Origin of the sequence: Streptomyces sp. NPDC087300, from assembly GCF_044744425.1 — a bacterium.
Classification (GTDB): domain Bacteria; phylum Actinomycetota; class Actinomycetes; order Streptomycetales; family Streptomycetaceae; genus Streptomyces.
This window is the reverse complement of the sequence record NZ_JBIUYI010000012.1, coordinates 197,356-223,779: the sequence shown is the minus strand read 5'-3', so window position 1 is coordinate 223,779 and position 26,424 is coordinate 197,356. Positions and strand designations below refer to the sequence as shown.

At 70.9% G+C, this 26,424-nt stretch carries 30 protein-coding genes and 4 tRNA genes; 6 read left to right on the top strand and 28 right to left on the bottom strand.

Annotated features, from left to right (window positions below; translation table 11 throughout):
- Positions 1-66 precede the first annotated feature (66 nt).
- Positions 67-354, bottom strand: a complete 288-nt coding sequence (secE, locus tag ACIO9J_RS38350; protein ID WP_223776208.1) for a preprotein translocase subunit SecE — start codon at positions 352-354, stop codon at positions 67-69.
- Positions 355-462: 108 nt separating this feature from the next.
- Positions 463-535, bottom strand: a tRNA-Trp gene (locus ACIO9J_RS38345).
- Positions 536-715: 180 nt separating this feature from the next.
- On the opposite strand from ACIO9J_RS38345, the gene ACIO9J_RS38340 reads away from it, so the two are divergent.
- Positions 716-1,942, top strand: coding sequence for a pyridoxal phosphate-dependent aminotransferase (locus ACIO9J_RS38340; protein WP_402009700.1), 1,227 nt, complete (start codon positions 716-718; stop codon positions 1,940-1,942).
- A gap of 144 nt (positions 1,943-2,086) precedes the next feature.
- On the top strand, positions 2,087-3,106 hold the full coding sequence (locus ACIO9J_RS38335) for an adenosine deaminase (protein WP_402009699.1): 1,020 nt from the start codon (positions 2,087-2,089) through the stop codon (positions 3,104-3,106).
- Here ACIO9J_RS38335 and ACIO9J_RS38330 read toward each other — a convergent pair.
- Complete coding sequence (locus tag ACIO9J_RS38330; protein WP_402009698.1) at positions 3,099-3,695, bottom strand: TetR/AcrR family transcriptional regulator; 597 nt, start codon at positions 3,693-3,695, stop codon at positions 3,099-3,101. The genes ACIO9J_RS38335 and ACIO9J_RS38330 overlap by 8 nt on opposite strands.
- Before the next feature lie 87 nt (positions 3,696-3,782).
- On the opposite strand from ACIO9J_RS38330, the gene ACIO9J_RS38325 reads away from it, so the two are divergent.
- A complete protein-coding gene (locus ACIO9J_RS38325) occupies positions 3,783-4,415 on the top strand; it encodes an NAD(P)-dependent oxidoreductase (protein ID WP_402009697.1) in 633 nt (210 codons plus the stop codon).
- A 7-nt stretch (positions 4,416-4,422) separates the two neighbouring features.
- On the opposite strand, the gene ACIO9J_RS38320 is transcribed toward ACIO9J_RS38325, so the two are convergent.
- The 8 genes from ACIO9J_RS38320 to ACIO9J_RS38285 form a co-directional block, all read right to left on the bottom strand.
- Positions 4,423-5,550 (bottom strand): UDP-N-acetylmuramate dehydrogenase, encoded by a 1,128-nt coding sequence (locus tag ACIO9J_RS38320; protein ID WP_402009779.1) that lies wholly within the window; start codon positions 5,548-5,550, stop codon positions 4,423-4,425.
- Positions 5,547-6,983, bottom strand: coding sequence for a DHA2 family efflux MFS transporter permease subunit (locus tag ACIO9J_RS38315; RefSeq protein ID WP_402009695.1), 1,437 nt, complete (start codon positions 6,981-6,983; stop codon positions 5,547-5,549). Before ACIO9J_RS38315 ends, ACIO9J_RS38320 begins: the two co-directional genes overlap by 4 nt.
- 139 nt (positions 6,984-7,122) lie before the next feature.
- Positions 7,123-7,740 (bottom strand): TetR/AcrR family transcriptional regulator, encoded by a 618-nt coding sequence (locus ACIO9J_RS38310; RefSeq protein WP_402009693.1) that lies wholly within the window; start codon positions 7,738-7,740, stop codon positions 7,123-7,125.
- A 101-nt stretch (positions 7,741-7,841) separates the two neighbouring features.
- On the bottom strand, positions 7,842-8,270 hold the full coding sequence (locus tag ACIO9J_RS38305) for a MaoC family dehydratase (protein ID WP_402009691.1): 429 nt from the start codon (positions 8,268-8,270) through the stop codon (positions 7,842-7,844).
- A gap of 4 nt (positions 8,271-8,274) precedes the next feature.
- Entirely contained in the window at positions 8,275-8,739 is a 465-nt protein-coding gene (locus tag ACIO9J_RS38300; RefSeq protein ID WP_402009690.1) for a MaoC family dehydratase N-terminal domain-containing protein, read from the bottom strand.
- An 87-nt stretch (positions 8,740-8,826) separates the two neighbouring features.
- Entirely contained in the window at positions 8,827-8,991 is a 165-nt protein-coding gene (gene rpmG / locus ACIO9J_RS38295) for a 50S ribosomal protein L33 (protein ID WP_004571794.1), read from the bottom strand.
- A gap of 87 nt (positions 8,992-9,078) precedes the next feature.
- Positions 9,079-9,151, bottom strand: a tRNA-Met gene (locus tag ACIO9J_RS38290).
- 48 nt (positions 9,152-9,199) lie between these two features.
- Positions 9,200-9,272, bottom strand: a tRNA-Thr gene (locus ACIO9J_RS38285).
- Between the two features lie 243 nt (positions 9,273-9,515).
- Here ACIO9J_RS38285 and ACIO9J_RS38280 point away from each other — a divergent pair.
- Together ACIO9J_RS38280 and ACIO9J_RS38275 are read left to right on the top strand one after the other, a co-directional pair.
- The gene (locus ACIO9J_RS38280) at positions 9,516-10,802 is read left to right on the top strand and encodes an amidohydrolase family protein (protein WP_402009688.1); all 1,287 of its coding nucleotides are present in this window, start codon (positions 9,516-9,518) and stop codon (positions 10,800-10,802) included.
- A 184-nt stretch (positions 10,803-10,986) separates the two neighbouring features.
- On the top strand, positions 10,987-11,643 hold the full coding sequence (locus tag ACIO9J_RS38275) for an SDR family oxidoreductase (RefSeq protein ID WP_402009686.1): 657 nt from the start codon (positions 10,987-10,989) through the stop codon (positions 11,641-11,643).
- Positions 11,644-11,738: 95 nt separating this feature from the next.
- Here ACIO9J_RS38275 and ACIO9J_RS38270 read toward each other — a convergent pair whose 3' ends face one another.
- Both ACIO9J_RS38270 and ACIO9J_RS38265 read right to left on the bottom strand, forming a co-directional pair.
- Positions 11,739-11,951, bottom strand: a complete 213-nt coding sequence (locus tag ACIO9J_RS38270) for a hypothetical protein (RefSeq protein WP_402009685.1) — start codon at positions 11,949-11,951, stop codon at positions 11,739-11,741.
- Between the two features lie 190 nt (positions 11,952-12,141).
- Positions 12,142-12,223: transfer RNA gene (locus ACIO9J_RS38265), tRNA-Tyr, on the bottom strand.
- A gap of 196 nt (positions 12,224-12,419) precedes the next feature.
- On the opposite strand from ACIO9J_RS38265, the gene ACIO9J_RS38260 reads away from it, so the two are divergent.
- Entirely contained in the window at positions 12,420-12,908 is a 489-nt protein-coding gene (locus tag ACIO9J_RS38260; protein WP_402009683.1) for a YajQ family cyclic di-GMP-binding protein, read from the top strand.
- An 84-nt stretch (positions 12,909-12,992) separates the two neighbouring features.
- Here ACIO9J_RS38260 and ACIO9J_RS38255 read toward each other — a convergent pair whose 3' ends face one another.
- The 15 genes from ACIO9J_RS38255 to ACIO9J_RS38185 all read right to left on the bottom strand — a co-directional run bounded on the left by ACIO9J_RS38255 (position 12,993) and on the right by ACIO9J_RS38185 (position 26,274).
- Entirely contained in the window at positions 12,993-13,259 is a 267-nt protein-coding gene (locus tag ACIO9J_RS38255) for a GlsB/YeaQ/YmgE family stress response membrane protein (RefSeq protein WP_402009682.1), read from the bottom strand.
- Between the two features lie 241 nt (positions 13,260-13,500).
- Positions 13,501-14,046: an SMI1/KNR4 family protein gene (locus ACIO9J_RS38250; RefSeq protein ID WP_402009680.1), complete on the bottom strand. Its 546-nt coding sequence runs from the start codon at positions 14,044-14,046 to the stop codon at positions 13,501-13,503.
- 40 nt (positions 14,047-14,086) lie between these two features.
- A complete protein-coding gene (locus ACIO9J_RS38245; RefSeq protein WP_402009679.1) occupies positions 14,087-14,890 on the bottom strand; it encodes a barstar family protein in 804 nt (267 codons plus the stop codon).
- Positions 14,891-14,905: 15 nt separating this feature from the next.
- Positions 14,906-15,301 carry a YccF domain-containing protein gene (locus ACIO9J_RS38240; protein WP_098244216.1) on the bottom strand — a complete coding sequence of 132 codons (396 nt, stop codon included), beginning with the start codon at positions 15,299-15,301 and terminating at the stop codon, positions 14,906-14,908.
- Entirely contained in the window at positions 15,298-16,161 is an 864-nt protein-coding gene (gene htpX / locus ACIO9J_RS38235; RefSeq protein ID WP_402009678.1) for a zinc metalloprotease HtpX, read from the bottom strand. The genes ACIO9J_RS38240 and htpX overlap by 4 nt, the downstream gene beginning before the upstream one ends.
- A 173-nt stretch (positions 16,162-16,334) precedes the next feature.
- The gene (locus ACIO9J_RS38230; protein WP_402009677.1) at positions 16,335-17,876 is read right to left on the bottom strand and encodes an NADH-quinone oxidoreductase subunit N; all 1,542 of its coding nucleotides are present in this window, start codon (positions 17,874-17,876) and stop codon (positions 16,335-16,337) included.
- Positions 17,873-19,486: an NADH-quinone oxidoreductase subunit M gene (locus ACIO9J_RS38225; RefSeq protein ID WP_402009675.1), complete on the bottom strand. Its 1,614-nt coding sequence runs from the start codon at positions 19,484-19,486 to the stop codon at positions 17,873-17,875. The genes ACIO9J_RS38230 and ACIO9J_RS38225 overlap by 4 nt, the downstream gene beginning before the upstream one ends.
- 6 nt (positions 19,487-19,492) lie before the next feature.
- Positions 19,493-21,502 (bottom strand): NADH-quinone oxidoreductase subunit L, encoded by a 2,010-nt coding sequence (locus tag ACIO9J_RS38220; RefSeq protein ID WP_402009673.1) that lies wholly within the window; start codon positions 21,500-21,502, stop codon positions 19,493-19,495.
- Complete coding sequence (gene nuoK, locus ACIO9J_RS38215; RefSeq protein ID WP_402009671.1) at positions 21,499-21,891, bottom strand: NADH-quinone oxidoreductase subunit NuoK; 393 nt, start codon at positions 21,889-21,891, stop codon at positions 21,499-21,501. Before nuoK ends, ACIO9J_RS38220 begins: the two co-directional genes overlap by 4 nt.
- Positions 21,891-22,523, bottom strand: coding sequence for an NADH-quinone oxidoreductase subunit J (locus tag ACIO9J_RS38210; RefSeq protein ID WP_402009669.1), 633 nt, complete (start codon positions 22,521-22,523; stop codon positions 21,891-21,893). The genes nuoK and ACIO9J_RS38210 overlap by 1 nt, the downstream gene beginning before the upstream one ends.
- Positions 22,520-23,095 (bottom strand): NuoI/complex I 23 kDa subunit family protein, encoded by a 576-nt coding sequence (locus ACIO9J_RS38205; protein ID WP_402009668.1) that lies wholly within the window; start codon positions 23,093-23,095, stop codon positions 22,520-22,522. The genes ACIO9J_RS38210 and ACIO9J_RS38205 overlap by 4 nt, the downstream gene beginning before the upstream one ends.
- On the bottom strand, positions 23,095-24,063 hold the full coding sequence (locus ACIO9J_RS38200) for an NADH-quinone oxidoreductase subunit H (RefSeq protein WP_402009666.1): 969 nt from the start codon (positions 24,061-24,063) through the stop codon (positions 23,095-23,097). Before ACIO9J_RS38200 ends, ACIO9J_RS38205 begins: the two co-directional genes overlap by 1 nt.
- Complete coding sequence (locus ACIO9J_RS38195; RefSeq protein WP_402009664.1) at positions 24,060-25,238, bottom strand: NADH-quinone oxidoreductase subunit C; 1,179 nt, start codon at positions 25,236-25,238, stop codon at positions 24,060-24,062. Before ACIO9J_RS38195 ends, ACIO9J_RS38200 begins: the two co-directional genes overlap by 4 nt.
- Positions 25,235-25,861 (bottom strand): NADH-quinone oxidoreductase subunit B, encoded by a 627-nt coding sequence (locus ACIO9J_RS38190; protein WP_402009778.1) that lies wholly within the window; start codon positions 25,859-25,861, stop codon positions 25,235-25,237. The genes ACIO9J_RS38195 and ACIO9J_RS38190 overlap by 4 nt, the downstream gene beginning before the upstream one ends.
- A gap of 23 nt (positions 25,862-25,884) precedes the next feature.
- Positions 25,885-26,274 (bottom strand): NADH-quinone oxidoreductase subunit A, encoded by a 390-nt coding sequence (locus ACIO9J_RS38185; protein WP_361182433.1) that lies wholly within the window; start codon positions 26,272-26,274, stop codon positions 25,885-25,887.
- Positions 26,275-26,424: the final 150 nt, after the last annotated feature.

The following is a 26,424-nucleotide window of genomic DNA, read 5'->3' as shown; positions in this document are numbered from 1 at the left end:
CTTCCTGGATACAGAGGGGTGGAACGCGCGAAATGGGCGCCGGGAACGGCGCCCTTCGCTCTCGGCTCAGCCGAAGATGTACTTGACAGCGTGGCTGAAGCCATAGTCAATCACGGTAACAAGACCGATCATGATGACGACGAAGACGATCACCACTGTGGTGTAGGTCGTCAGCTGACTGCGAGTCGGCCAGACAACCTTACGGAGTTCCGCGATGATCTGGCGGTAGAAGAGCGCGAGACGGCCGAAGGGGCCCTTCTTGCCGCGCTTGCCGCCCTTGCGGGCCTTCTTCTTCGACTCCGGCGCCTCGTCCTGGGCATCAGGCATGTCGATGGAGCCCACGGCGTCCGTCACTCGTCCTCACCTGATTCCGGGTCGTGGCCGTGCCGCGCCCGGTATGAGCCGCACGGCGGTGCAATGCAGTACGTACATGCGCACACATCCTGGCGAAGGAGTGTGTAGCAGGGCCGGAGGGACTTGAACCCCCAACCGCTGGTTTTGGAGACCAGTGCTCTACCAATTGAGCTACGACCCTTTGTTTTCCCCAACCTACCGCATCCGCCCATGCGCACCGAGTGCGTTGAGAGGGTGCGGCCTGTGAGGGCCAACGAGCAGTGAGTGTACGTGCTCCGCGGCCCTCCGTCGAACAGCTTCAGATCCGATGCTCTTGGAAACCCGTGTGCCCGGGGCGTTTCGGGTCTGGAACGATGGGGTTATGAGCGCTGCAACTTCTCCGACCGAGCGCCGGGTGTCCGCCCGCATCGGTGCGATCTCCGAGTCCGCGACCCTCGCCGTCGACGCCAAGGCCAAGGCACTCAAGGCCGCCGGGCGTCCGGTGATCGGGTTCGGCGCGGGTGAGCCCGACTTCCCGACCCCGGATTACATCGTCGAAGCGGCCGTCGAGGCCTGCAAGAACCCGAAGTTCCACCGCTACACGCCGGCCGGCGGGCTCCCCGAGCTCAAGGCCGCGATCGCCGCGAAGACGCTGCGCGACTCGGGCTACGAGGTCGACGCCTCGCAGGTCCTGGTGACCAACGGCGGCAAGCAGGCCATCTACGAGGCGTTCGCCGCGATCCTCGACCCGGGTGACGAGGTCATCGTCCCCGCTCCGTACTGGACGACGTACCCGGAGTCGATCCGCCTGGCCGGCGGCGTGCCCGTCGAGGTCGTCGCCGACGAGACCACCGGCTACCGCGTCTCCGTCGAGCAGCTTGAGGCCGCGCGCACGGAGCGTACGAAGGTCGTGCTCTTCGTCTCCCCGTCCAACCCCACGGGCGCCGTCTACAGCGAGGCCGACGCGGAGGCCATCGGCCGCTGGGCCCTGGAGCACGGCCTGTGGGTCCTGACGGACGAGATCTACGAGCACCTCGTCTACGGAGACGCGAAGTTCACCTCGCTCCCCGCGATCCTTCCCGAGCTGCGCGACAAGTGCATCGTGGTCAACGGCGTCGCCAAGACGTACGCGATGACCGGCTGGCGGGTCGGCTGGATCGTCGGCCCGAAGGACGTCGTGAAGGCGGCGACGAACCTCCAGTCGCACGCCACGTCCAACGTCTCCAACGTCGCGCAGGCCGCCGCGCTCGCGGCCGTCTCCGGTGACCTGGTCGCCGTCGCGAAGATGCGCGAGGCCTTCGACCGGCGCCGCAAGACCATCGTGCGGATGCTCAACGAGATCGACGGCGTGCTCTGCCCCGAGCCCGAGGGCGCCTTCTACGTGTACCCCTCCGTGAAGGCCCTCATCGGCAAGGAGATCCGTGGCAAGCGCCCGCAGAACAGCGTCGAGCTCGCCGCGCTGATCCTGGAGGAGGCCGAGGTCGCGGTGGTGCCCGGCGAGGCCTTCGGGACGGCCGGCTACCTGCGCCTGTCCTACGCGCTCGGTGACGAGGATCTCGTCGAGGGCATCTCGCGGATGCAGAAGCTGCTCGCCGAGGCCCGCGACTGACGTCCGGGGCACGGAAACAGCACTCCACGCGTGCGTGCGGGCCGTCCTCCCCTTCGGGAGGGCGGCCCGTTTCTTCGTTCGGGGGAGGCCACGAAGGGGGAAAGCCGCTACCGGGACGCCAGGTGCGTACGGCAAGATCCTCGAATGGAGCACGTACGAGACGTAAGAGAGCTGCCGAAGGCCCATCTGCACCTGCACTTCACCGGATCGATGCGGCCCGCCACCCTGCTCGATCTCGCCGACAAGTACGGGGTGCGCCTCCCCGAGGCGCTGACCGGCGCCGCACCACCGAAGCTGCGCGCGACCGACGAGCGCGGCTGGTTCCGCTTCCAGCGCCTCTACGACGCGGCACGCTCGTGTCTGCGCGAGCCCGAGGACATCCAGCGGCTGGTGCGCGAGGCCGCCGAGGAGGATCTGCGGGACGGTTCGGGGTGGCTGGAGATCCAGGTCGACCCGACGTCGTACGCGCCGCGTCTGGGCGGGCTCATCCCGGCCCTGGAAGTCATCCTGGACGCCGTCGAGAGCGCCTCGCGGGAGACCGGCCTCGGGATGCGCGTGCTCGTCGCGGCGAACCGCATGAAGCACCCGCTGGACGCCAGGACCCTGGCCCGGCTCGCGGTGCGGTACGCGGACCGGGGCATCGTCGGCTTCGGGCTCTCCAACGACGAACGGCGCGGCATGGCGCGGGACTTCGACCGGGCCTTCGCGATCGCGCGTGAGGGCGGGCTGCTCGCGGCGCCGCACGGCGGCGAGCTGACCGGGCCCGCCTCGGTGCGGGACTGCCTGGACGACCTGGACGCGGCGCGCATCGGGCACGGCGTCAGGGCGGCCGAGGACCCGCGCCTCCTGAAGCGGCTCGCGGACCGCGGCGTCACGTGCGAGGTGTGCCCGGCGTCCAACGTCGCCCTGGGCGTCTACGAGAAGCCGGAGGACGTGCCGCTGCGCACGCTCTTCGACGCCGGGGTGCCGATGGCGCTGGGCGCCGACGACCCGCTGCTCTTCGGCTCGCGCCTGGCCGCGCAGTACGACATCGCGCGCGTGCACCACGGTTTCACCGATGCCGAACTGGCCGAGCTGGCGCGGCAGTCGGTGCGCGGCTCGGCCGCCCCCGTCGACGTACGGGACAAGCTGCTGGCCGGCGTGGACCAGTGGCTGGTCAGCTGATGCCCTTCAGGAGGGTGCGGGCCAGGGCCGCGGCGAACTCGTCGACGGGCTGCGGGGGCTGCGCGCTGACCGTGGCGTCGTAGGCGAAGGCACGCTGCGCGCAGGCACCCATGAGCAGCGAGGCGGCCGCGAAGGTGTCGGCGTCGGAGTCGATGCGGCCCGCGTCGCGCTCGGTCCGCAGATAGGCGTCCAGGGCCTCGATGGGCAGGTGGGGGCCGGTGCCCAGTGCCCGCATGGAGTCCTCGTGCCGGCGCTTGAGCTTGGTCTCCGCGTACAAGGAGGCGCCGATCGGGAAGCTCTCCGCGTAGAAGTGGGTCGCCAGGCGGGCGATCTCGGTGAGGTTCTCCTCCACGGAACGCTCCCCCGGCTCGTCGATGAGCTGGCGCAGCCGCGGGTTCAGCCGTGGCAGCCGCTCCTGGAGGACGGTCACGAACAGCTCCTCCTTGCTCTCGAAGTGCTTGTAGAGCGCCGCTTCGGAGCAGCCCGCCGTCTTGGCGATCTCCTTGGTGGTGGCGCGGGTGAGGCCGAGGGTGAGCATGAGTTCGTGGGCCGCGTCGAGGATGCGGGCCCGGGTGGGCTTCTGCTGCATGTGTCGTCCAACCAGGCTTGACGAGTGGGTGAGTGAATACCCACTCTAGGGGTGAGTGAATACTTACCCACCATGGGAGGGTGCACGATGAAGCTCACGGTGTTCGGTGCGACCGGCGGTATCGGCAAGGAGCTCGTCCGGCAGGCGCTGACGGCGGGACACGAGGTGACGGCCGTCGTACGCGACCCCGCGCGCCTGGAGGTGACCGGCGAGCGCCTGGAGGTCTTCCGGGCCGACGTGCGCGACCCGGAGGCGCTGCGGCCCGCGGTCGCGGGGCGGGACGCGGTCCTCTCCGGGCTCGGCGCCCGCAAGCGCGCCGACGCGGGCATCGCGACGGAGCTGACGCGCTCGGTGCTGCGCGCGATGGACGCGGAGGGGGTGCGGCGCCTGCTGGTGGTGAGCGCGGCTCCGGTGGGCCCCGAGCCCGCGGACAACCCGCTCCTGGACCGGATCGTGCTGGCCGTGATCGGCCGGGTCCTCAAGGACGTCTACGTGGATCTGACCGCCATGGAGGCCGAGCTGGCCGCCAGCGCCACGGACTGGACCTCCGTCCGGCCCCCGAAGCTCGTGGACAAGCCGCTCACGGGCTCCTACCGCACGGTGGTGGGCGGCTCTCCGCGCTCGGGGCGCACGATCGCGCGCGCCGACGTGGCGCACGCGATGCTGGCCATGGTCGACGACCGCTCCACGGTGAAGCAGGGCGTGGGCGTGGCCTACTGACCGGCCCCTACAGGCTGACGCCCACCGTCACCGGCTCGTTGACGAGCGTGATCCCGAAGGCCTCGCGCACGCCCACGACGACCTCGCGGGCGAGGTCCAGGAGGTCCTCGGTGGTCGCGCCGCCGCGGTTGGTGAGCGCGAGGGTGTGCTTGGTGGAGATGCGGGCCCGGCCCTCTCCGTAGCCCTTGGTGAAGCCCGCCTTGTCGATGAGCCAGGCCGCGGAGGTCTTCACCCGGCCGTCGCCGGCGGGGAAGCCGGGCGGGGTGACATCGGGCCCGAGCCGGTCCGCCACGCGCGCGTGGAAGACCGCGAACTCCTCGTCCGTGAGGATCGGGTTGGTGAAGAAAGACCCTGCCGACCAGCTGTCGTGGTCCTCGGGGTCGAGCACCATGCCCTTGCCCGCGCGCAGCTTCAGGACGGTCTCCCTGGCGATCGCCGCCGGGACCCTCTCCCCCGCCTCGACGCCGAGCGCGCGCGCCGTCTCGGGGTACTTGAGGGGGGCGCTCATCCCCTGGGCGTCCTCCAGCTCGAAGCGCACGCGCAGGACCACGAAGCGATCAGGATCGGCCTTGAAGCGACTGTGCCGGTACGAGAAGTCGCACTCGGCGTTCGGAATCGTGACCGTCTCGCGGGTCTTCCGGTCGTACGCGATCACTTCGGTGATCGTCGAGGAGACCTCCTGGCCGTACGCCCCCACGTTCTGGATCGGCGTCGCGCCCGCGGAGCCGGGAATTCCGGCGAGGCACTCGATGCCCGCGAGACCGGCCTCGACGGTGCGGGCGACCGCGTCGGTCCAGACCTCACCGGCGGCGAGTTCGAGGCGGGTGCCGTCGAGCGCGAAGCCCTGCGTGGCGATGCGCAGGGCGGTGCCGTCGAAGCCCTTGTCGCCGATGACCAGGTTCGATCCACCGCCGATGAGCAGCAGTGGGGTTCCGGAGTCATCGGCCTCGCGGACGGCGGCGACCACCTCGGCGTCGGTCGCCGCGGTGATCAGACGGGTCGCGGGACCCCCGAGGCGGAAGGTGGTCAGCGGGGCGAGCGGGGCATCGTGGAGTTCCTGCACGTGCTCAAGAGTACGAGAACGGCCCCACCGGTCAGGGCGGGGCCGTTCCCGTCGGTGCCCGTCGCCTCTCAGACGGAGGTCAGCTCGCCCTGCGGCGCCGGCTCCGGAGCGCTCCCCTCGGGCGTCGCCCGACCGCGCGAGGGGATGCACAGCGCCGCCACCGCCGCGAGGGCCACCACCGCGGCGCCCACCCACAGCGCGGGCACCAGGCCGTCCACGAAGGTCTGCGCGGGACCGTAGCCGCCCTGCGCGGAGAAGATCGAGGACATGACGGCGATGCCGAGCGCGCCGCCGACCTCGCGCAGCGCGTTGTTGGCCCCAGAGGCGATGCCCTGTTCGTGCGCCTTGACGCTGGACATGACCAGGTTGGAGGCCGGGGCGAAGTAGAGGGACATCCCGATGCCGCTGAGGATCAGGGCCGGGAGCTGCACACCGTACGACGCGTCGGGGGCCACCACCACGGCGTACCAGGCAAGGCCCACGGCCTGGAAGAACAGTCCCGCGGCGACGACCGGACGGCCGCCGATCCGGTCGGAGAGGTACCCGGCGAGCGGCGAGACGAGCATGGGCATGCCGGTCCAGGGCAGCATCCGCAGCCCCGCCTCGGTGGGCGAGTAGCCGAGGACGGTCTGCATGTACTGGCTGAGCAGGAAGATCGAACCGAACATCCCGAGGAACATCAGCAGGCTCGCCGCGTTGATGCCGGAAAACGCACGACTACGGAAGAGGCGCATCGGCAGCATCGGCGCCTCGTGGCGGATGCCGTGCACGACGAAGCCGCCGAGGAGCACTACGCCGATGCTCATGCTGATCAGGACGGTGGCGCTGGACCAGCCGTCGAGCGGCCCGCGCACCAGGGCGTACACGACTCCGAAGAGGCCGCCGCTGGCCAGCAGGGTGCCCGTGATGTCGAGGCGCGCACCGGTGCCGTACGACTCGGCGAGGCGGAGGCGGGCGAGCGGCAGCAGGGCGACACCGAGCGGCACGTTCAGCCAGAAGATCCACTGCCAGGACACGTGTTCGGTGAGGCTGCCGCCGATGAGCGGCCCACTGGCGACCGCGAGCCCGTTGACGGCGCCCCAGATCCCGTACGCCATGCCGCGCTTGGCCACGGGAACGGCCGCCGTCAGCAGGGTCAGCGTCAGCGGCATCATGATCGCGGCGCCGACGCCCTGCACGGCACGGGCGGCGATCAGGGCCGACAGGCCGGGCGCGAGGGCAGCGGCGGCCGAGGCGCCCGTGAAGACCGTGAGCCCCACGAGGAAGAGCCTGCGCCGCCCGAAGCGGTCTCCCAGCGCCGCGCCGAACATCAGCAGCACGGCGAAGGTGAGGGTGTAGGCGCTCACGGTCCATTCGAGATCGTGCAGCGCACCCCCGAGGTCCTCGCGGATGGACGGCAGGGCGGTGGTGACGACGAGGTTGTCGAGCGCCGCCATGAACCCGGCGACGCTGGTGACGACGAGCGCCCAGGCGGTGCTGCGCCGGCTCGGTACGGGCTGTTCCATGACTCTCCCCCTGGAGGTCCAGCTGTTTGATGCTGGTACTTGATGTCTAGTTAGTAATTGATGACTAACTTTGCAGGACAGGCAGAACCCATGCCGCCGACCGGCAGGAGGCCCACCCCGTTGGAACGGTGGTGCGGAACTAACTCTTCACACTCTCCGAAGAGTGGCCCTCAGGACCCCCGGAGTCGCCGTCAGCAGACCTGCCCTCGACCTGGGCCGAGATCTGCAGCCCCTCCCAGACGGGGTCCTTGTCCGTGAAGCCCATCGCCGAAAGGCTGTTGATGAGCATCCCGTAGGCGAGGAATCTCGTGGTCTCGTTCACGTCCGCGCCCAGCGGCCCGTGCACCGTGTGCCACAGGTCCATCCAGGCCGCGCGGACCATCTCGCCGAACTCGTGGTCTCCGGAGGCCTCCGCCGCGGCCACGGCCACGTACGTCTGCAACTGCATCTGCAGCTTGTCCGGATCCTCCGCGATCACATCGGTGTAGGCGCACGCCATGGCGCGCAGCGCCTCTTCGCCGTGCAGCCCTTCGGACGCGGCTTCGAAGACCTTGCGGATGTCCTCCATGCACCGGGCGGACGCCGCGAGGAACATCGCCTTCTTGCCGGGGAAGAGCCGGAAGAGATACGGCTGCGAGACACCCACGCGCTTGGCGATCGCCTCGGTGGAGGTGCCGTAGTACCCACCCCGGGCGAACTCGCTCACCGCCGCGCGGATGACGCTCTCGCGCCGCTCTTCTGCGCTCATCCTGACCATGCGGCTAAGTTAGTGGCCAATCACTACCTACGTCAACCAGTAAGGAGCGCCCGCAATTGCGGGCGCTCCTTACTGCTGTGAACCGCTACGTACTGCCTCGGTCAGGCGAGCTGGACGACGGCCCGGGACATGCCCAGGACCTTCTGCCCCTGGCTCGTCGCGACGAGGTCCACGCGGACACGGCCGTCGTCGAGCTTGGCCCCGACCTTGGCCGCGACCTCGATGACCGCGCCCTTGTCGTCGTTCGGGACGACGACGGGCCGGGTGAAGCGCACGCCGTACTCGACGACCGCTCCCGGGTCGCCCGCCCAGTCGGTCACCACGCGGATCGCCTCGGCCATGGTGAACATGCCGTGCGCGATGACGTCGGGGAGGCCGACCTCGACCGCGAACTTCTCGTTCCAGTGGATCGGGTTGAAGTCACCGGACGCGCCCGCGTACCGCACGAGTGTGGCGCGCGTCACGGGAAAGGTCTGGGGCGGCAGCTCGGTGCCGACCTCGACGTCACCGTAGGAAATCTTCGCCGTCATCGCCTCAGGCCCCTTCTGCCGCGGGCTCGGCCGCACGCGCGACGAGCTTGGTCCAGACGGTCACGACGTGCTCGCCGGCCTCGTCGTGGACCTCTCCGCGGATGTCCAGGATGTCGTTGCCCGCGAGCGACTTGATGGTTTCGATGGACGAGGTGACCGTGAGCCGGTCCCCCGCGCGCACCGGGCGGGTGTAGACGAACCGCTGGTCGCCGTGGACGACCCGGCTGTAGTCGAGCCCGAGTTGCGGGTCCTCGATGACCTGATCCGACGCCTTGAATGTGATCGCGAACACAAAAGTCGGCGGGGCGATCACGTCGGAATGACCGAGCGCCTTGGCGGCCTCCGTGTCGGTGTACACGGGATTGGCGTCGCCCACGGCCTCGGCGAACTCCCGGATCTTCTCCCGGCCGACCTCATAGGGATCGGTGGGCGGATAGGACCGCCCCACGAAGGACTGGTCGAGCGCCATGGACTCGGCACCTCCTGCGGTTGGTTTCATCAACGACGCGAGGCCGCCCCCAACGTTCTGGGGACGGCCTCGTGTACGAGCCTGTGTTTAGCGCGTTTCGCGGTGCGCAGTGTGCGCGTTGCAGCGCGGGCAGTGCTTCTTCATCTCCAGTCGGTCCGGGTCGTTACGCCGGTTCTTCTTGGTGATGTAGTTCCGCTCCTTGCACTCCACGCAGGCCAGCGTGATCTTCGGGCGGACGTCGGTGGCAGCCACGTGAGTGCTCCTTGACGGACGGATGGACGGATGAACGCAAAAAGAGTAGCCGATCGAAGGACCGACCCCACAATCGGCTACTTTGTGTAGCGGTGACCGGACTTGAACCGGTGACACAGCGATTATGAGCCGCTTGCTCTACCGACTGAGCTACACCGCTGTAGATGCCGGATCTCCTCGCCCGAAGGCGAGGATCACTCGACATCAGAGCCCCAATGCGGAATCGAACCGCAGACCTTCTCCTTACCATGGAGACGCTCTACCGACTGAGCTATTGGGGCGAGCGATGAAGACATTACACGGTTGGTCGCCGATCGCCCAAATCCGTTTCGCCAGGGGTCTCCGGGGGCATCGAGAAGGCCGCCTCAACCGTCTCTGAGCACCTCATCAGTGCCGTCGCACCACACCGGTACGACTATTGCGCTCCTCCTCGAAGCGGGCCTTTCGCCGCCCTAGGCTCGACTCACGCTGCGTGATCTTGACGCCCCGACCGACTGCAGCCGCCCCCGAACCCCAGGAGCGCGATGCCCGACAGCCAGCCGCAGCAGCCCCACTCCTCCGGCTCCTCAGGCCCCGACCCCGCTGCCGAGTCCGGTGCCCTGCTGCTCAGCGGGGCGCGGCTCACCGACGGCAGGACCGTGGACGTCCGGCTCGGGGGCGGGCGCATCGAGGCGGTCGGCACGGCCGGCAGCCTGACCGCCCACGCCTCGCGCGTGGACCTCGGCGGCTTCCTGCTGCTCCCGGCCGCCGCCGAGCCGCACACGCACGGTGACACGGCGCTGTCGGCCGAGACCGACGGGCCCGTCTCGTACGACATCCCCGATGTGCAGCGCAGGGCCACGGAGTCGGCGCTGTTGCAGCTCGGGCACGGCGCCACCGCGGTGCGGTCCCACGTCCGGATCGGCGACGTCCAGGGGCTGGGCCCGCTGGAGGCGGTGCTCCAGGCGCGGCGTTCGCTGCGCGGGCTCGTCGATCTGACGGCGGTCGCCGTGCCGCGGCTGCTGACCGGTGTGGCCGGGGCCGACGGGCTCGCGATGCTGCGGGACGCGGTGAAGATGGGCGCCTCCGTAGTGGGCGGTTGTCCGGATCTCGACCCCGATCCGACGGGGTACGCGGAGGCCGCCCTCGAACTCGCCGCCGAGCACGGCTGCCCCGTCGACCTGCACACGGACGGGTCCGATCCGGCCAGGCTCGGGCGGCTCGCGGCGATGGCGGGCGGGCTGCGCCCCGGGGTGACGATCGGTCCGTGCGGCGGCCTCGGCCGGCTGCCCCTGGATGTGATTTCGCGCACTGCGGAGCAGCTCGCGGCGGCGGGCGTCACGGTCGTCTGTCTGCCGCAGGGCGGCTGCGGCAGCGCCGAGCGGCGCGGTTCCGCTCCCGTGCGGCTGCTGCGGGCGGCCGGGGTGCGGGTCGCCGCGGGCAGCGGCGCGATGCGGGACGTGTCGAACCCGGTGGGGCGCGGCGACCCCCTGGAGGCCGCGTACCTGCTGGCCTCCCGCTGCGGGCTGCGGCCCGAGGACGCCTACGGGGCGGTCAGCGGGTCCGCGCGGGCGGCCATGGGGCTTCCCGAGGTGCGCGTGGAGGCGGGCTTCCCCGCCGAGCTGCTCGCCGTGCGGGGCGACCGGCTCGCGGGGGCGCTGTCGCTCGCGTACAGCCGGATCGTGGTGCACCGGGGGCGCGTGGTGGCACGCACCAGCGCGGTGCGCGAGTACTGCGACTCGGCCGCCGCGGTGGCCCTCGATCTGCCCCGGCAGGGGCGCGCCAAGGGGAACGAGCCGGGGCGGCCCAAGGGCGACGAGACGGCCTCCTGAGCGCTTCTGAGGGGGCGTCGGCGACTCGGGGCCCGGCGGGCCCTTCACGGGCCGGGCCAGGGCGTGTTGGGGCCTCTCCCGGAATCCCGGACCCGTACGCCTTCACCCGTGGCCCGTCGGCCGCGCCCGAAGGCGTCCGGTCCGCGTGGGGCGATCCTGCCCGCCCTGCCGTACGGTCGGAAACATGCGCATTGTCATCGCTGGGGGTCATGGTCAGATCGCGCTGCGGCTCGAGCGTCTGCTCGCCGCGCGCGGTGACGAGGTCGCCGGGCTGATCCGCAACGCCGGGCAGGAAGCCGCGCTGCGCGAGGCCGGTGCCGAACCGCTGTTGTGCGACCTGGAGTCGGCGTCCGTCGACGAGGTGGCCGGGCATCTGCGGGGTGCCGACGCCGCCGTGTTCGCGGCGGGCGCGGGTCCCGGCAGCGGCGTCGACCGCAAGGGCACCGTGGACCGCGGCGCCGCCGTGCTGTTCGCGGAGGCGGCTGAGCGGGCCGGGGTGCGGCGCTATGTCGTCGTGTCCTCGATGGGCGCGGATCCGGCGCACCAGGGCGACGAGATCTTCGACGCCTATCTGCGGGCCAAGGGCGAGGCCGACGCGTACGTGCGTTCGTGTGACGCCCTGGACTGGACGATCCTGCGCCCCGGAATGCTGACGAACGACGCGGGCACCGGACTCGTCCGCCTGGAGGCGTCGACCGGGCGCGGGCCGATTCCGCGCGACGACGTGGCCGCGGTGCTCGCAGAGCTCGTGGAGACGTCGGCGACGGCCGGGCTGACGCTGGAGCTGATCAGCGGGTCCGTGCCGGTGGCGGTGGCGGTCAAGTCCGTCGCGGGGAACTGAGGCCCCGCGAACGGGTTCCCGGCCCCGGGCGGCTCTCGGGTGTCACGCGGGTAGCGCGGCGAGTGGCGCGCGAGTGTCGCGCGGGTGGCGCGCGCTCAGAACAGCGGGAGCTGCCCAGGGACCACCGGAACCACATAGCCGTCCAGGGCGGGCTGCGCGGCGCCGAGCTGGGCGTGGCTGCGCGATCCCGGACAGGAGACGAGTTCCTCACCGGCGCGCGGCCCAGGCGGATCATGGCGGGCGAACCGGCCACCGACGACGGCGATCTCGCGGCGGCACTCAGGGCAGTTCCTGCGGCGGGATGACATGTGATCAGTGTGCCCATGGGAGACGCGTGAGGCGCGTCATGGGCGGGTGCGGGGCGTCTTACGGAGGAGTACTGGGGCCCTGCTGGGGCTGTGCCGGGTCCGTGCCAGGGCTCTGCCGGGGCTCGGTGGGCGCACGAAAAGACCCTCCCCGATCCGCGTTTCCGCGAAATCGGAGAGGGTCTCCTTCGTGTGGCGGCGCCAGGATTCGAACCTGGGAAGGCTGAGCCGGCAGATTTACAGTCTGCTCCCTTTGGCCGCTCGGGCACACCGCCTGGTTTGCTGCCTGATTCCGCTTGCGCGGCGCTCCGTGGCAACGACGTAAACGATACCTGATGGACAGGGGTGCTTCGCCACCCGATTGATCGGCACCCCGCGCGGGGGCGGTGGCTAGGCTTTGCGGATGCGGCCAGCGACAGAGGGCCGTGTATCCGCTGAGTACGCATACCCCGATACAAGGAGCCACAGGACATGGCCGACTCCAGTTTCGACATCGTCTCGAAGGTCGAGCGGCAGGAGGTCGACAACGCCCTCAACCAGGCCGCCAAGGAGATCTCGCAGCGTTACGACTTCAAGGGCACGGGTGCCTCGATCTCGTGGTCCGGCGAGCAGATCCTGATGGAGGCGAGCGGCGAGGAGCGGGTCAAGGCGATCCTCGATGTCTTCCAGTCCAAGCTGGTCAAGCGCGGCATCTCGCTGAAGTCGCTGGACGCGGGCGAGCCGCAGCTGTCCGGCAAGGAGTACAAGATCTTCGCCTCGATCGAGGAGGGCATCTCCCAGGAGAACGCGAAGAAGGTCGCCAAGATCATTCGTGACGAGGGCCCCAAGGGCGTCAAGGCGCAGGTCCAGGGCGACGAGCTGCGGGTCAGCTCGAAGAGCCGGGACGACCTGCAGACCGTGCAGGCGCTGCTCAAGGGGCAGGACTTCGAATTCGCGCTGCAGTTCGTGAACTACCGGTAGTTTCCGCGGTCGTACGACGCCGAAGGGCGGGCACCCCACCGGGTGCCCGCCCTTGCTGCTGGCCGCAGTTCGGGGAAGCGGCGCTCAGCGCCGGGAGTGGCCGAAAAGGATGCGGTAGGCGATCAGCAGGACGAGCGAGCCGCCGATGGCCGCGGCCCAGGTGGCCCCGTCGTAGAAGTCGTTGACGATCGGGCGGTCGAGGTAGCGGGCGGAGAGCCAGCCGCCGATGAAGGCGCCCGCGATGCCGATGACGGTCGTGCCGATGAAGCCGCCCGGGTCGCGGCCGGGCAGCAGCAGTTTGGCGGCGGCTCCCGCGAGCAGTCCCAGAACGATCCAGCTGACGATGCCCATGGGGCGACCTGACCTCTCTCGCGAACCCTTCTCGCGCGGTGAGCTTTTGTGCCTTGTTGTCCTGGAGGACGTCTCTACGGAGCCGCTCGGTTGCGGTGATCCGTGAGGTGCGGCGCATGACACAGCGGCCGGGACCATGGCCTGCGACGGCCATCTGCCGGGTGTGTCGAGTACGGGGCGCCGGAGAGGGGGCGGGGGCGCGCCCCCGGGGAGGCTGGTGCGGCGCCGCACCAGCCCCGCGTCAGGCGGGTGTCACGCGTGCGTGGGTGTCGTGCCAGGTGGGCAGGTCCGGGTCGTCGTTGTCCTCCTCGTACCAGCCCGTGCCGTCGAGCCAGGCCGTGAGCCAGGTCGCAAGGCTCGGGGAGTCGACGAACCACATGTGGCGGGGGTCGCCGCCGTTGGGCTCGAAGAGGAGGACCTGCGCGGAGTCGTCGCGGCAGTCCACGCACGCGTACATCGCGCAGCCCCAGTGGGATATCGGCAGGACGCCGTCCGGCCAGCCCTGCTCCGACGCACGCAGGCCCAGGTACTTCTCGACGACGGCGGGCTCGCCTCCCGAGGACTTGCCCTCCAGGAGGGACAACAGGCCGTACTCCGGGCCGAATCCGCCGTCCCCCACGCGCGTGTAGAGCGCGGCGAGCAGCGGTGGCAGGCGGAAGCCCAGGGCGGCCTCGGCGCGGGCCAGCTCGGGTGCGGCCAGGGGCGCGGGCAGGGCGTCCCAGCCCCAGGGGCGGGTGGCGCGCGCCTCGGCGGTGACACGGGCCAGCAACTGCTCGGTGTCGGTCATGAGTTCATGCTGGACCACGGCACTGACAATCCGTCCGCCCTCAGGCCAGGACGACCTCGATGCCCCCGCGTACGAGACAGTCGAGCAGTTCCTCGAAGGACGGCGGGCGGTGGTCGGTGCGGGGTGTGACGCCCAGGCAGGTCCTCGCGACGTGCGCGTCGTGCCAGACGAGCGTGAAGGGCGACAGGGCCCCGAAGCCACCGCGCAGGCACTCGGACAGGCTGTCCGGATCGCGTCCGAAGTAGCCCGCCGGGCCGTTCACGGCCTCGCCGAGCGCACAGTAGAAGGCCGGTTCGTCGGTGATGTGGCAGCCGTCCAGGTGGTAGTCGACGCCCGGACCCGCGTCCGGGCTGCGTCGCCTGCCGTTGACCCGGGTGACGCCGAGCCAGTGCGCCCGGCCTACCGTCCCGTGCCGCGCCCAGCCGTTGGGCTCTTCGGGGCGGCCGCGCCACCAGGTGTCCCAGACGTCCCCGGCGGCGCGTGAGGGGCGCACGGTCCACGGGTCGACGGCCAGGTCGACGAGGCCGCGTCCGCGCGCGGACGGGATCCAGGCGACGACCTCGCCCTCCACGGCGTGCTGGAGGGTCTGCCCCATGCTGCCGAGGCGCAGCACCCTGCCATGCCCCAGATCGCTGCCGCCCGCCTCCAGGGCGGCCCGCAGGGCGCCGCGCGGCGAGCAGCCGATGAGCCGGATGGGCGGCTCCACGAGCTCGTCGGAAGTGCCTGGCTCGTCCGGCAGTTGATCGGCGAAGAGCTGCTCGGCATCGGCGCACAGCGCCCAGATGTCGTCGTAGGGGGACCGGTCGGGGTCGTACGCCGCCAGTGCGTACCTCGGCAGTTGCACCGGAGTGCGCCCGCTCTAGTAGCGCGCGGCGAACGGCTGGTCGGTACGGACGATCTCGCGGCCGAGCGGCAGCAGGGAGACCGGGATCAGCTTGAAGTTGGCGATGCCCAGGGGGATGCCGATGATCGTGACGCACAGCAGGAAGCCGGTGACGATGTGGCCGATGGTGAGCCACCAGCCCGCGAGGACCAACCACAGCACGTTGCCGACGCAGGAGGGCGCGCCCGCGTCACGGCGCTCGACCGTCGTGTACCCGAACGGCCACAGGGCATAGCGGCCGATGCGGAAGCTGGCGAGGCCGAACGGGATGCCGATGATCGTGATGCACAGCAACGCGCCCGCGACGAGGTACGCGAGGAACATCCAGAAGCCGCAGAGCACGAGCCATATGACGTTCAGGATTGTCTTCACTGGTGGCGACCTGCCATCTGCTCGAGTCGGGCAATGCGCTCCGCCATCGGCGGATGCGTGGAGAACATCTTGGACATGCCCTGCCCCGGGCGGAAAGGGTTCGCGATCATCATGTGACTCGCCGTCTCGAGACGGGGCTCGGGCGGCAGCGGCAACTGCTTTGTCCCGGCATCGAGTTTACGCAACGCACTCGCCAGGGCCAGAGGGTCTCCGGTGAGCTGGGCGCCGGACGCGTCGGCCTCGTACTCCCTGGAGCGGCTGATGGCCAGCTGGATGACGGAGGCCGCGAGCGGGCCGAGCAGCATGATCAGGAGCATGCCGAAGATGCCGGGGCCCTCGTTGTCGTTCGAGCGGCCGATCGGGATCAGCCAGGCGAAGTTGACCAGGAACATGATCACGGAGGCGAGGGCTCCGGCGACCGACGAGATCAGGATGTCGCGGTTGTAGACGTGGCTGAGCTCGTGGCCGATGACGCCGCGCAGTTCGCGCTCGTCCAGGATCCGCAGGATGCCTTCCGTGCAGCACACGGCCGCGTTGCGCGGGTTGCGGCCAGTGGCGAACGCGTTCGGCGCCTCGGTGGGCGAGATGTACAGGCGGGGCATCGGCTGGCGGGCCTGGGTGGAGAGCTCGCGGACCATGCGGTACAGCTCAGGGGCCTCGAACTCGCTCACCGGGCGGGCACGCATGGCGCGCAGGGCGAGCTTGTCGCTGTTCCAGTACGCGTACGCGTTGGTGCCGAGCGCTACGAAGAGCGCGACGACCAGGCCCGTACGCCCGAAGAAACTGCCGATGACGAGGATGAGCGCGGACAGTCCCCCGAGGAGTACGGCGGTCTTCAATCCGTTGTGCCGGCGGTGCACGGTACGCCCTCCTGATGGTGCGTGGGGGAACCCTCTGCTGACTGGTGCTTCCACTGTTCAGTGGACCCTCCCGTACTGGTCAACGCCAGGCGGAGAGCACTAGTTCCCTTGTGCGCGCAGGAGCGGTGTAGGCCGCGCGGGTGAAGGACCGCGTACTCGTCGGGGGCGGGCCCTCAGAAGAGTCCGGTGTCGGCGAACCGCAGCACGAGCTGGGGCGCTCCGGAGAGGGCGATTCCCAGGACGGCGGTCACGGCGATGGCCGCGGTGAGCGGGGCCGGGGCGCGGTGCCTGACCGGCTCGCCCTCGGGGGCGCGGAACAGCAGCGCGGTCCACTGGAGGTAGTAGAAGAGCGCGATGACCACGTTCACGGCCATCACCACGGCGAGCCAGCCGAGGCCCGCGTCGACCACGGCGGAGAAGACCGTGACCTTCGCGAAGAGGCCGATGATGCCGGGCGGCAGGCCCGCGAGGCAGAGCAGGAAGAAGCCGAGGACGAGGGCGGCCAGCGGGCTGCGCGCGTACAGGCCCCGGTAGTCGCTGACGCGGTTCAGGCGCTGGGTGCGGCCGACGAGGGCGGCCACGGCGAAGGCTCCGAGGTTCACGGCCGCGTACATCAGGGCGTACGCGACGGTGGAGCCGATGGCCTTCTGGGCGCCCGCGTCGTCGTCGGCGTATCCGGCGGCCGCGATCGGCACCAGGAGGTAGCCGGCCTGGCCGACCGAGGACCAGGCGAGCAGCCGGACCGCGCTGTACGCGCGCGTGGCCTGCTGGCGCAGCGCCGCGACGTTGCCCGCGGTCATGGTGAGGGCGGCGAGGACCGCGATCGCCGGGCCCCAGACGTCCGCGTACGAGGGGAAGGCGACGACGGTGACGAGGATGAGACCGGTGAAGCCGACCGCCTTGCCGACGACGGACAGGTAGGCGGCGACCGGCAGGGGCGCGCCTACGTAGGTGTCGGGTACCCAGAAGTGGAAGGGCACGGCCGCCACCTTGAAGGCGAAGCCGACCAGGGTGAGGGCGACGCCGGTCTGGGCGAGCGTGTGCAGCTGTCCGTCGACGTCCTGGAGCTTCGTGGCGATCTCCGTGAGGTGCAGCGTGCCGGTCGCGGCGTACACGAAGCTGACGCCGAGCAGGCTCACCGCGGTCGCGGTGACCGAGGAGAGGAAGAACTTCAGGGCCGCCTCGGAGGAGCGCTTGTCGCCGCGCTTGAGGCCGACGAGCGCGAAGGCCGGGAGCGAGGCGACTTCGAGGGCGACGATGAGCGTCGCGAGGTCGCGCGAGGCGGGCAGCAGGGCGGCGCCCGCCGCGGAGGAGAGCAGCAGGAACCAGTACTCCCCCGCGGGCAGTTCGTCCGGGGAGTCCTTGAGGGTGCTCATGGAGAGCAGGGCGGCGACCAGGGCGCCGCCGAGGACCAGGAGCTGGATGACGAGGGTGAAGCGGTCGGCGGTGTAGCTGCACGCGTGCGCGGCGCCGCCGGTCAGGCAGAAGGTCGAGCGGTCGTCGTCCCCGCCGTCCACGAGTGGCAGCAGCGCGAGCGCGGCGGCGGCCAGGCCTGCCACGGAGACCCAGCCGAGGACCGCCTTCTTGCCGTCGCCCACGAAGAGGTCGGCGACGAGCACGACGAGGCCGACGACCGCCGCGATGGTGGGCGGTGCGATCGCGACCCAGTCGACGGACTGGACGAGGCTTGCGGCGCTTTCGGCGGCCACGGTCACGACTTGCCTCCTGTGAGGAGCTTCTGCACGGCCGGGTCGGTCAGGCCGAGGAGAGCCGCGGGCCAGAGTCCGGCGAGGACGGTGAGGGCGACGAGGGGGGTCCAGGCGGCGAACTCGTAGCCGTGGACGTCGGCGAGTGCCTTCGGCGCCGGTGCCGTGGCGGGCTCGACGGTGGCCTCGGCCGCGGGCTTCGGCAGCGGGCCCATGCAGACGCGGCGCACCACGATGAGCATGTACGCGGCGGTGAGCAGGGTGCCGAAGGCCGCGATGGCCATGAAGGTGAGGAAGGCGGGGCGGCTCAGGTCGTCGGCGGGCTTGAACGCGCCGAACAGCGCGAGCATCTCGCCCCAGAACCCGGCCAGGCCCGGCAGGCCGAGCGAGGCGACGGCGCCGAAGGCGAGCAGGCCGCCGAGGCGGGGGGCCTTGCCGTAGAGCGCGGCGCCGGACTCCTGCGCGAGGGAGTCGAGGTCGGTCGTGCCGGTGCGGTCCTTGAGCGCGCCGACCAGGAAGAACAGCAGGCCGGTGATGAGGCCGTGGGCGATGTTGGCGAACAGCGCGCCGTTCACGCCGGTCGGGCTCATCGTCGCGATGCCGAGCAGCACGAAGCCCATGTGGCCGACGGACGAGTACGCGATGAGGCGCTTGAGGTCGCCCTTCGCGCCCTGCCTGGCGAGCGCGAGGCAGGCCAGGGATCCGTAGATGATCCCGACGACCGCGAAGGCGGCGAGGTACGGCGCGAACTCCCGCATCCCGTCCGGCGCGACGGGCAGCAGGATGCGGACGAACCCGTACGTACCCATCTTCAGCATCACGCCGGCCAACAGGACCGAGCCGACGGTCGGCGCGGCGGTGTGGGCGTCCGGCAGCCAGCTGTGCAGCGGCCACATCGGCGTCTTGACCGCGAGCCCGATCCCGATCGCCAGAACGGCGATGACCTGCACGGATGTGGACAGGCCCCGGCCGTTGTCAGTGGCGAGTGCCACCATGTCGAATGTGCCTGAGTTGAGCCCGATGAGGAGGAGGCCCAGCAGCATCACGACGGAGCCGAGCAGCGTGTAGAGGATGAACTTCCAGGCGGCCCGGGTCCGTTGCTCGCCGCCCCAGCGGGCGATGAGGAAGTACATCGGGATGAGCACCATCTCGAACGCGAGGAAGAACAGCAGCAGATCGAGGACGGCGAAGGTCGCGAGGGTGCCGGACTCGAGCACGAGGATCAGTGCGACGAATGCCTTGGGGGACGGGCCCGCGGGCATTTTGAAGTAGCTGTAGAGCGCGCAGAGGAAGGTCAGTAGCGCGGTCAGGACCAGAAGGGGGAGCGAGATGCCGTCGATGCCGAGGTGGATGCGCACGTCGAGTGCGGGGATCCAGCTGATATCGGTCGTGGCCTGCATCTTCGACGGCTGGTCGTGGTCGAAGCCGAGCGCGAGGACGATCGCCGCGATGAGGACCGCGCCGGTCACGACCACGCCGTGGCGGAGCACGGCCTGGTCGGGTGACTTCCCCTTCAGTCCGGGCGGGGCCGGCAGGAGAGCGGCCACGGCGCCGATGAGCGGGCCGGCGACGATCAACGCCAGAAGGAACTGCATCACGGACTCACTGATACCGATCACGGCTGCTCACGCTCCGGCGGTGGCGACGAGGACGGCGGCGACGGCCAGGACGACCGCGCCTGCGAGCAGCGCGCTCAGATAGGTCTGCACGTTGCCGGTCTGCGCACGGCGGACGGCCGCGCCCAGCCAGCGGGGGGCCGCGCCCGCGCCGCGCACGTACGTCTCGACGACCTCGCGGTCGAGGAAGCGCACGAGCCGCGCGGCGGCCCGCACCGGGCGTACGAACAGGACGTCGTAGACCGCGTCGAGGTGGAAGCCGACGGCCGCGTGCCGGTGCAGGGGGCCGAGCAGCAGACGGCCGGGGTCGGCCGGGTCGGGTGCCGACGCCACGTCTCCGTACGCCGGGGCGTGGCTGGCGATGGCCTCGGCCTCCACCGTGCCTCCGTCGCCCTCCGGGTTCGCGGCGACCGCGCCCATCGGGACGCGGGCGGCGAGCGCCGTGGTGTGCCGCCACGCGCCGTAGGTGACGAGGGCGCCGACCAGCGCGAGGCCCGTGCCCAGGACGGAGGTCGTGAGCGTCGGGGTCAGCGAGTGGCCGTCGAACCAGTCCGGCAGGACGCCGACGGCGAGACCGAAGACGAGGGAGGGGACGGCGAGCACCCAGAGCACGGCCGTCATGGTGACGGGCTGCTTCCCGTGGTCGGGGGCCTGCGCTCCCCTGCCGTGGAAGGCGAGGAGCCACAGACGCGTCGCGTACGCGGCGGTGAGGAGGGCGGTGAGCAGACCGGCGACGAGGACGATCCAGCCCGCCGCGGTGGGCGCGGACTCGGCGTGGCCCGTGGCCGTGTGCTCGGCGGCGCCGAGCACCGCCTCCTTGGAGAAGAAGCCGCTGAACGGCGGGATCGCGGCGAGCGCGAGGAGCGCCACGGTCATCGTCCAGTAGGCGTCGGGGATGCGGTCGCGCAGGCCGCTCATGCGGGACATGGCGGCGAGCGAGTTGGTCCCTGCGGCGTGGATGATCACGCCGGCCGCGAGGAACAGGAGCGCCTTGAAGGCGCCGTGCGACAGGAGGTGGAAGACGGCGGCACCGCGGTCGCCGACGGCGAGGGCGCCGGTCATGTAGCCGAGCTGGCCGATCGTCGAGTACGCGAGGACGCGCTTGATGTCGTCCTGGGCGAGCGCGGCGAGGGCCGAACCGGCCATCGTCACGGCGGCCATGACGGCGAGGACGACCAGGGCGGCCGCCGAGGCGGCGAAGACGGGGAGGAGCCGGGCCACGAAGTAGACACCGGCGGCGACCATCGTCGCGGCGTGGATCAGCGCGGAGACGGGCGTGGGGCCCGCCATCGCGTCGGGCAGCCAGGTGTGCAGCGGGAACTGCGCGGACTTGCCCGCCACGCCCGCGAGGAGCAGCAGGGCGATCAGCGTCGGGTGGTCGAGGCCGCCGTCCGTGACGGTCGCGAGGATCGTCGTGACGCGGAACGAGCCGGTGTCCGCGGCGAGCGCGAACAGACCGATCAGGAAGGGGACGTCGCCGAGCTTGGTGACCAGGAAGGCCTTCAGGGAGGCGGCGCGCGCCTCGGGGGTCTCCCAGTAGTGGCCGACCAGGAAGTACGAGCAGATGCCCATGATCTCCCAGCCGACCAGGAGCACCATCAGGTCGCCGGAGTAGACGACGAGCAGCATCGCGGAGGTGAAGAGGGAGACGAGAGCGGCGTACGAGGGGTAGCGCGGGTCCTCGCGGAGGTAGCCCGTCGAGTAGATCTGCACGCAGGAGGCGACGACGCCGACCAGGACGGCGACGAGGGCGGCGAAGCCGTCGATGTGCAGGGCGAGTTCGACGGGGACCGAGCCGGTCGGGGTGAGTTCGGTGGCGGCGTCCAGGGCGGCCGTGCCGCCGCCGGTGCCGCCGCCCTGCCGGACGGCCACGAGCACGGCGAGGAGCAGCGCCGTGAGCGTGGGCAGGACGGCGAGGGGACGTACGAGACCGGGGACCTTGCGGCCGAGCAGCAGGCCGGCGGCCGCGCCGAGGAACGGCAGGAGGGGGACGAGGACGGCGAGGGTGGTCGTGGTCACGCGGTGGCCTCAGCCTTCTGCGACTTCTGTGCCGGGTCGGGCTCTTCGGCGTGGTCGGCACCGTCGGGGTCGTCCGGGCCCTCGGCGGTGTCGCGGAGTTCGTCGACGGCGGAGCTGCCGCGGTTGCGGTAGACGGCGAGGACGATCGCCAGGCCGATGCCGATCTCGGCGGCGGCGATGGCGATGGTGAACAGGGTCAGGGCCTGGCCCGCGTGCAGGGCGTCGCGGAGCCAGACGTCGAAGGCGACCAGGTTGAGGTTGACGGCGTTGAGCATCAGCTCGACGGACATCAGGACCAGGATCGCGTTGCGCCGGGCGAGCACGCCGTACAGGCCGACGCAGAAGAGGAGGACGGCGAGGACGGCGGGATAGGCGAGGTGGAGGTGCATCAGCTGTTCTCCTCCTGGTCCTTGGCGACGCTTCGGTCCTGGGCGGCGCTTCGGCCCTTGGCGACGCTTCGGTCCTGGGCGGCGCTGCCGTTCGCGGTGGCCTTCTTGCGGGACAGGACGATCGCGCCGACGAGGGCGGCGAGGAGGAGGACCGAGAGTGCCTCGAAGGGCAGGACCCAGTGCCGGAAGAGGATCGAGCCGGTGACGTCGGTGGAGCCCTGGGCGGCGCCGTCCAGGTCGATCACCGTCGTACGGAACGCGTCCACGACGACCCAGACCAGGGCGGCCGCCGCGACGAGCGCCACCGCGAGCGCGACCGGGCGGTTGCCCGAATCGGCGTCCGGGGAGCGGCCGATGGGGGCCCTGGTCAGCATCAGACCGAAGAGGAGGAGGACCACGACGGATCCGACGTAGATGAGGACCTGCACCCAGGCGATGAACTCTGCGGTGAGCAGGAGGTACTCGACGGCGAGTCCGCCGAGCGCGACCACCAGCCACAGCGCGGCGTGCACCAGTTGCTTGGTCGTGACGGTGATGACGGCCGCGCCGAGGGTGACGAGGCCGACGAGGAGGAAGGCGATCTCGACGCCCGTCGGGGACAGGAAGCTCTGTGTCGCGGCGGCGATGTTCACGACTCGTCGCCCTTCGCCTCGACGGCGGCAGTGGCCGTAGCCGCCGCCTCGGCCGCGGCCAGCTTCTCGGCGGCCTTGCGGGCGGTGACGAGTTCCTTCGGGTCCTCGGCGGCCGGGTCGAGGGCGGGTGGTGCGGGGACCGTCCACATCCACTCGCGGAGCTTGTCGCGCTCGTGGGTGAGTTCGTGGATGTCGGTCTCGGCGTACTCGAACTCCGGGGACCAGAACAGTGCGTCGAAGGGGCAGACCTCGATGCAGATGCCGCAGTACATGCAGAGGGAGAAGTCGATGGCGAAGCGGTCGAGGACGTTGCGGCTGCGCTCGCGGCCGCCCTCGACGGCGGGCGGGACCGTCTCCTTGTGGGAGTCGATGTAGATGCACCAGTCGGGGCACTCGCGGGCGCACAGCATGCAGACCGTGCAGTTCTCCTCGAACAGGCCGATGACGCCACGGGTGCGCGGCGGGAGTTCGGGCTGGGCGTCGGGGTACTGCTCGGTGACGGACTTCCGCGTCATCGTGCGGAGGGTGACGGCGAGGCCCTTGGCAAGGCCTGACCCAGGGATCGGAGGCATCAGTTGATCGCCACCTTCACGATTCCGGTGAGCGCGATCTGCGCGAGGGCGAGCGGGACGAGGAAGGTCCAGGAGAGCTTCTGGAGCTGGTCCTCGCGGAGACGGGGGTAGGACACGCGCAGCCAGATGACCACGAAGGCGAGGACCGCGGTCTTCAGCAGGGTCCAGACCCAGCCGAGGCCGTCGGCACCCCACGGGCCGTGCCAGCCGCCCAGGAACAGGACGGTGGTCAGGCCGCACAGGACGACGATTCCGGCGTACTCGGCGAGGAGGAAGAGGGCGAAGCGCAGGCCGGTGTACTCGGTGTACGCGCCGAAGATGATCTCCGAGTCGGCGACCGGCATGTCGAAGGGCGGGCGTTGCAGTTCGGCGAGGCCCGCCACGAAGAAGACCAGGGCGCCGACGATCTGCCAGGGCAGCCACCACCACTCGAAGGCGTCGACGATGCCGGGCAGCGAGACCGTGCCCGCCGCCATCGCGACCGAGGCGGCGGCGAGCAGCATCGGGAGTTCGTAGGCGAGCAGTTGGGCGGCGGTGCGGAGGCCGCCGAGCAGGGAGAACTTGTTGGCGCTCGCCCAGCCCGCCATGAGCGAGCCGAGTACGCCGACGCCCATCACCGCGAGCACGAAGAAGATGCCCGCGTCGACGACCTCGCCGACCGCGCCCTCGCCGGGGCCGATCGGGATGGCGATCAGGACGAGGAGGTAGGGCAGGAGGGCGACGGCGGGCGCCAGTTGGAAGATGCGGCGGTCGGCCTCGGCCGGGACGACGTCTTCCTTCTGGGCGAACTTCACGCCGTCGGCGACGAGTTGGGCCCAGCCGTGGAAGCCGCCCGCGTACATGGGGCCGAGGCGGCCCTGCATGTGGGCCATCACCTTGTGCTCGGTCTGGCCGATGACGAGGGGGAACACCAGGAACACCGCGAAGACGATGACGAGGCGCAGGGCCACGTCGAGGGCGTCGTTCACTCGGTGCCTCCTGTGCGTCCGCCGTTTTCCGGGGTCTCGGGTGACTCAGGTGCCTCGGGTGACTCGGGTGACTCTGGGGCCGAGGGTGACTCGGGCCGCACCGCGGGCTCGGGCTCGGGCCGCACCGCCTTCGCCTCCTGCTGCGGCTCCTGCCGGGACTCTGGCTCCTGCACCGGCTCCGGCTCCGCGCTCTTCGTCGCGTCGAACGCCGGGCGGGCGTGGTGCCACGGGGCGTCGGACGCGCTCGGAGCCGAAGGCTTCGCGGCATCCGGCTTCTCGGGCTCAGACTTCACAGGCTCAGACTTCTCCGGCTCGGACTTCTCCGGCTCGGCCGGGGCCTCCGGAGCCGGGGTCGAAACCGCGGCCTCCGGCGCCGCCGCCCGCTGTGACGCCGACCCCTGGCTCACGCTGCGCGAGCGCCTCGCGGGTCGCGCCGGGGCCGCCTCGCCGGACGCTCCCCCGGTAGCGGGCTGGCCGGCGGCAGCGGTCTGGTCGGTGGCCGCAGCGTTCTGGCTGGCCGAACCCTCCCCCGCCGTACGGCTCCTGCGGGCCGGGCGTTCGGCGCCCGCCGCGCGGCCCGCGCCACGGGCCGGGCGGGCCGGGGCAGGCGGGAGCTGGCCCTTCAGCGGGCCCCACTCGTTGGGGTCGGGTACGCCGGGCGGCAGCATCTGGCGGCGCTTGGGCCCGCCGTGCTCGGACTCGCCCGGCTCCTTGGCGCCCGGCCACGCCTTCGCGACCCGGGCGGCGAGGACGAAGTCCTTGCGCAGCGGGTGGCCCTCGAAGTTCTCGGGCAGCAGGAGCGGGGCGAGGCCGGGGTGGCCATCGAAGGTCACGCCGAACATCTCGTGCGTCTCGCGCTCGTGCCAGGCCGCGCCCGCGTAGACGTCGACCGCGGAGGCCAGGACGGGGGCGTCGTGCCCCACCGTCGTACACAGGAGGAGGCGGCGGACCGGTGCGAGGGCGACGACGTGCGCCGAGACGCGGAAGCCGACGCCCGGTTCGTCGACCGCGCTCAGCCAGTCGAAGTAGGTGCAGGAGAGCGTGGTGCGGGCGGTTTCGAGGGCGGTGGTCCAGGAGGCCGGCGGGACGTCGACGGTCAGCACGTCGTACGACTCCTCGGCCGTCGCCTCCGGGCCGAAGAGTTCCTCGGCGGGGCTCGGCAGCCAGCCGGTCATGTCGTGGCCTCCCCGGGGGCGGGCGGTTTCACGAGGCCGCTCTGGAGCGCGGCGGTCGAGGGTCGGGCGCCGGACCCGTTGCCGTAGCGCTCGCCGAGCGACTCGCGGGCGATCTTCTCCTGGAGCTTGAGGATGCCCTGGAGGAGCGCTTCGGGGCGGGGCGGGCAGCCGGGGACGTACACGTCGACGGGGATGATCTGGTCGACGCCCTTCGTCACCGAGTACGAGTCCCAGTAGGGGCCGCCGCAGTTGGAGCAGGCGCCGAACGAGATGACGTACTTCGGTTCGGGCATCTGCTCGTAGAGCCGCTTGACCGCGGGCGCCATCTTGTCCGTGACCGTGCCGGAGACGACCATCAGGTCGGCCTGGCGCGGTCCTGGCGCGAAGGGGATGACGCCGAGCCTGATGAAGTCGTGGCGCGCCATGGACGCGGCGATGAACTCGATCGCGCAGCAGGCGAGGCCGAAGTTGAAGACCCAGAGCGAGTACCGGCGGCCCCAGTTGAGGACCACCTTCATCGGCTCGGGGGCCAGCCGGGCGAGCGCGCCCAGCCTCTTCGGCTCGGGAAGCAGCACGGGTTGCGGACCGGAGTGCGGACCGGGGTGCGGCTCGGATGACGACACGGGCTGCCCGTCGTTGTCCGGGGTCACGTCCACGTCAGGACGCCCTTCTTGTATGCGTACAGCAGGCCGACGGTGAGGAAGCCCAGGAAGATGAACATCTCCACGAGGGTCGTCGCGCCGTAGCCCGGCGCGGCGAAGACCGTCGCCCAGGGGAAGAGGAAGATCGAGTCGACAGCGAAGATCACGTAGAGGAACGCGTAGACGTAGTAGCGGACCTGGGTGTGGGCCCAGCCGTCGCCGACCGGGTCGACGCCGCATTCGTACGTCAGGAGTTTCTCGGGGGTCGGTACCACCGGGCGCAGCAACCGCCCCGCGCCGAAGGCGACGGCGACGAACAGCACGCCCACGACGGCGAGCAGCCCGACGACGGAGTACGACTGGTAGTAGCTCGCCGCGACGTTCGTCACGTGCACGTCAGTCCCTCACTCCCTGACCGCCCTTGACCCTGATCCTGTTCGACGATCTGTACGCACGGGAGTCTAGGGCCTGCTAAAGCCTCGGTAAGCAGAGCGTCACGCTTCGGTCAGGACGAAAACGCCGTGCCGCGGCCGGGGCGGGGCGCG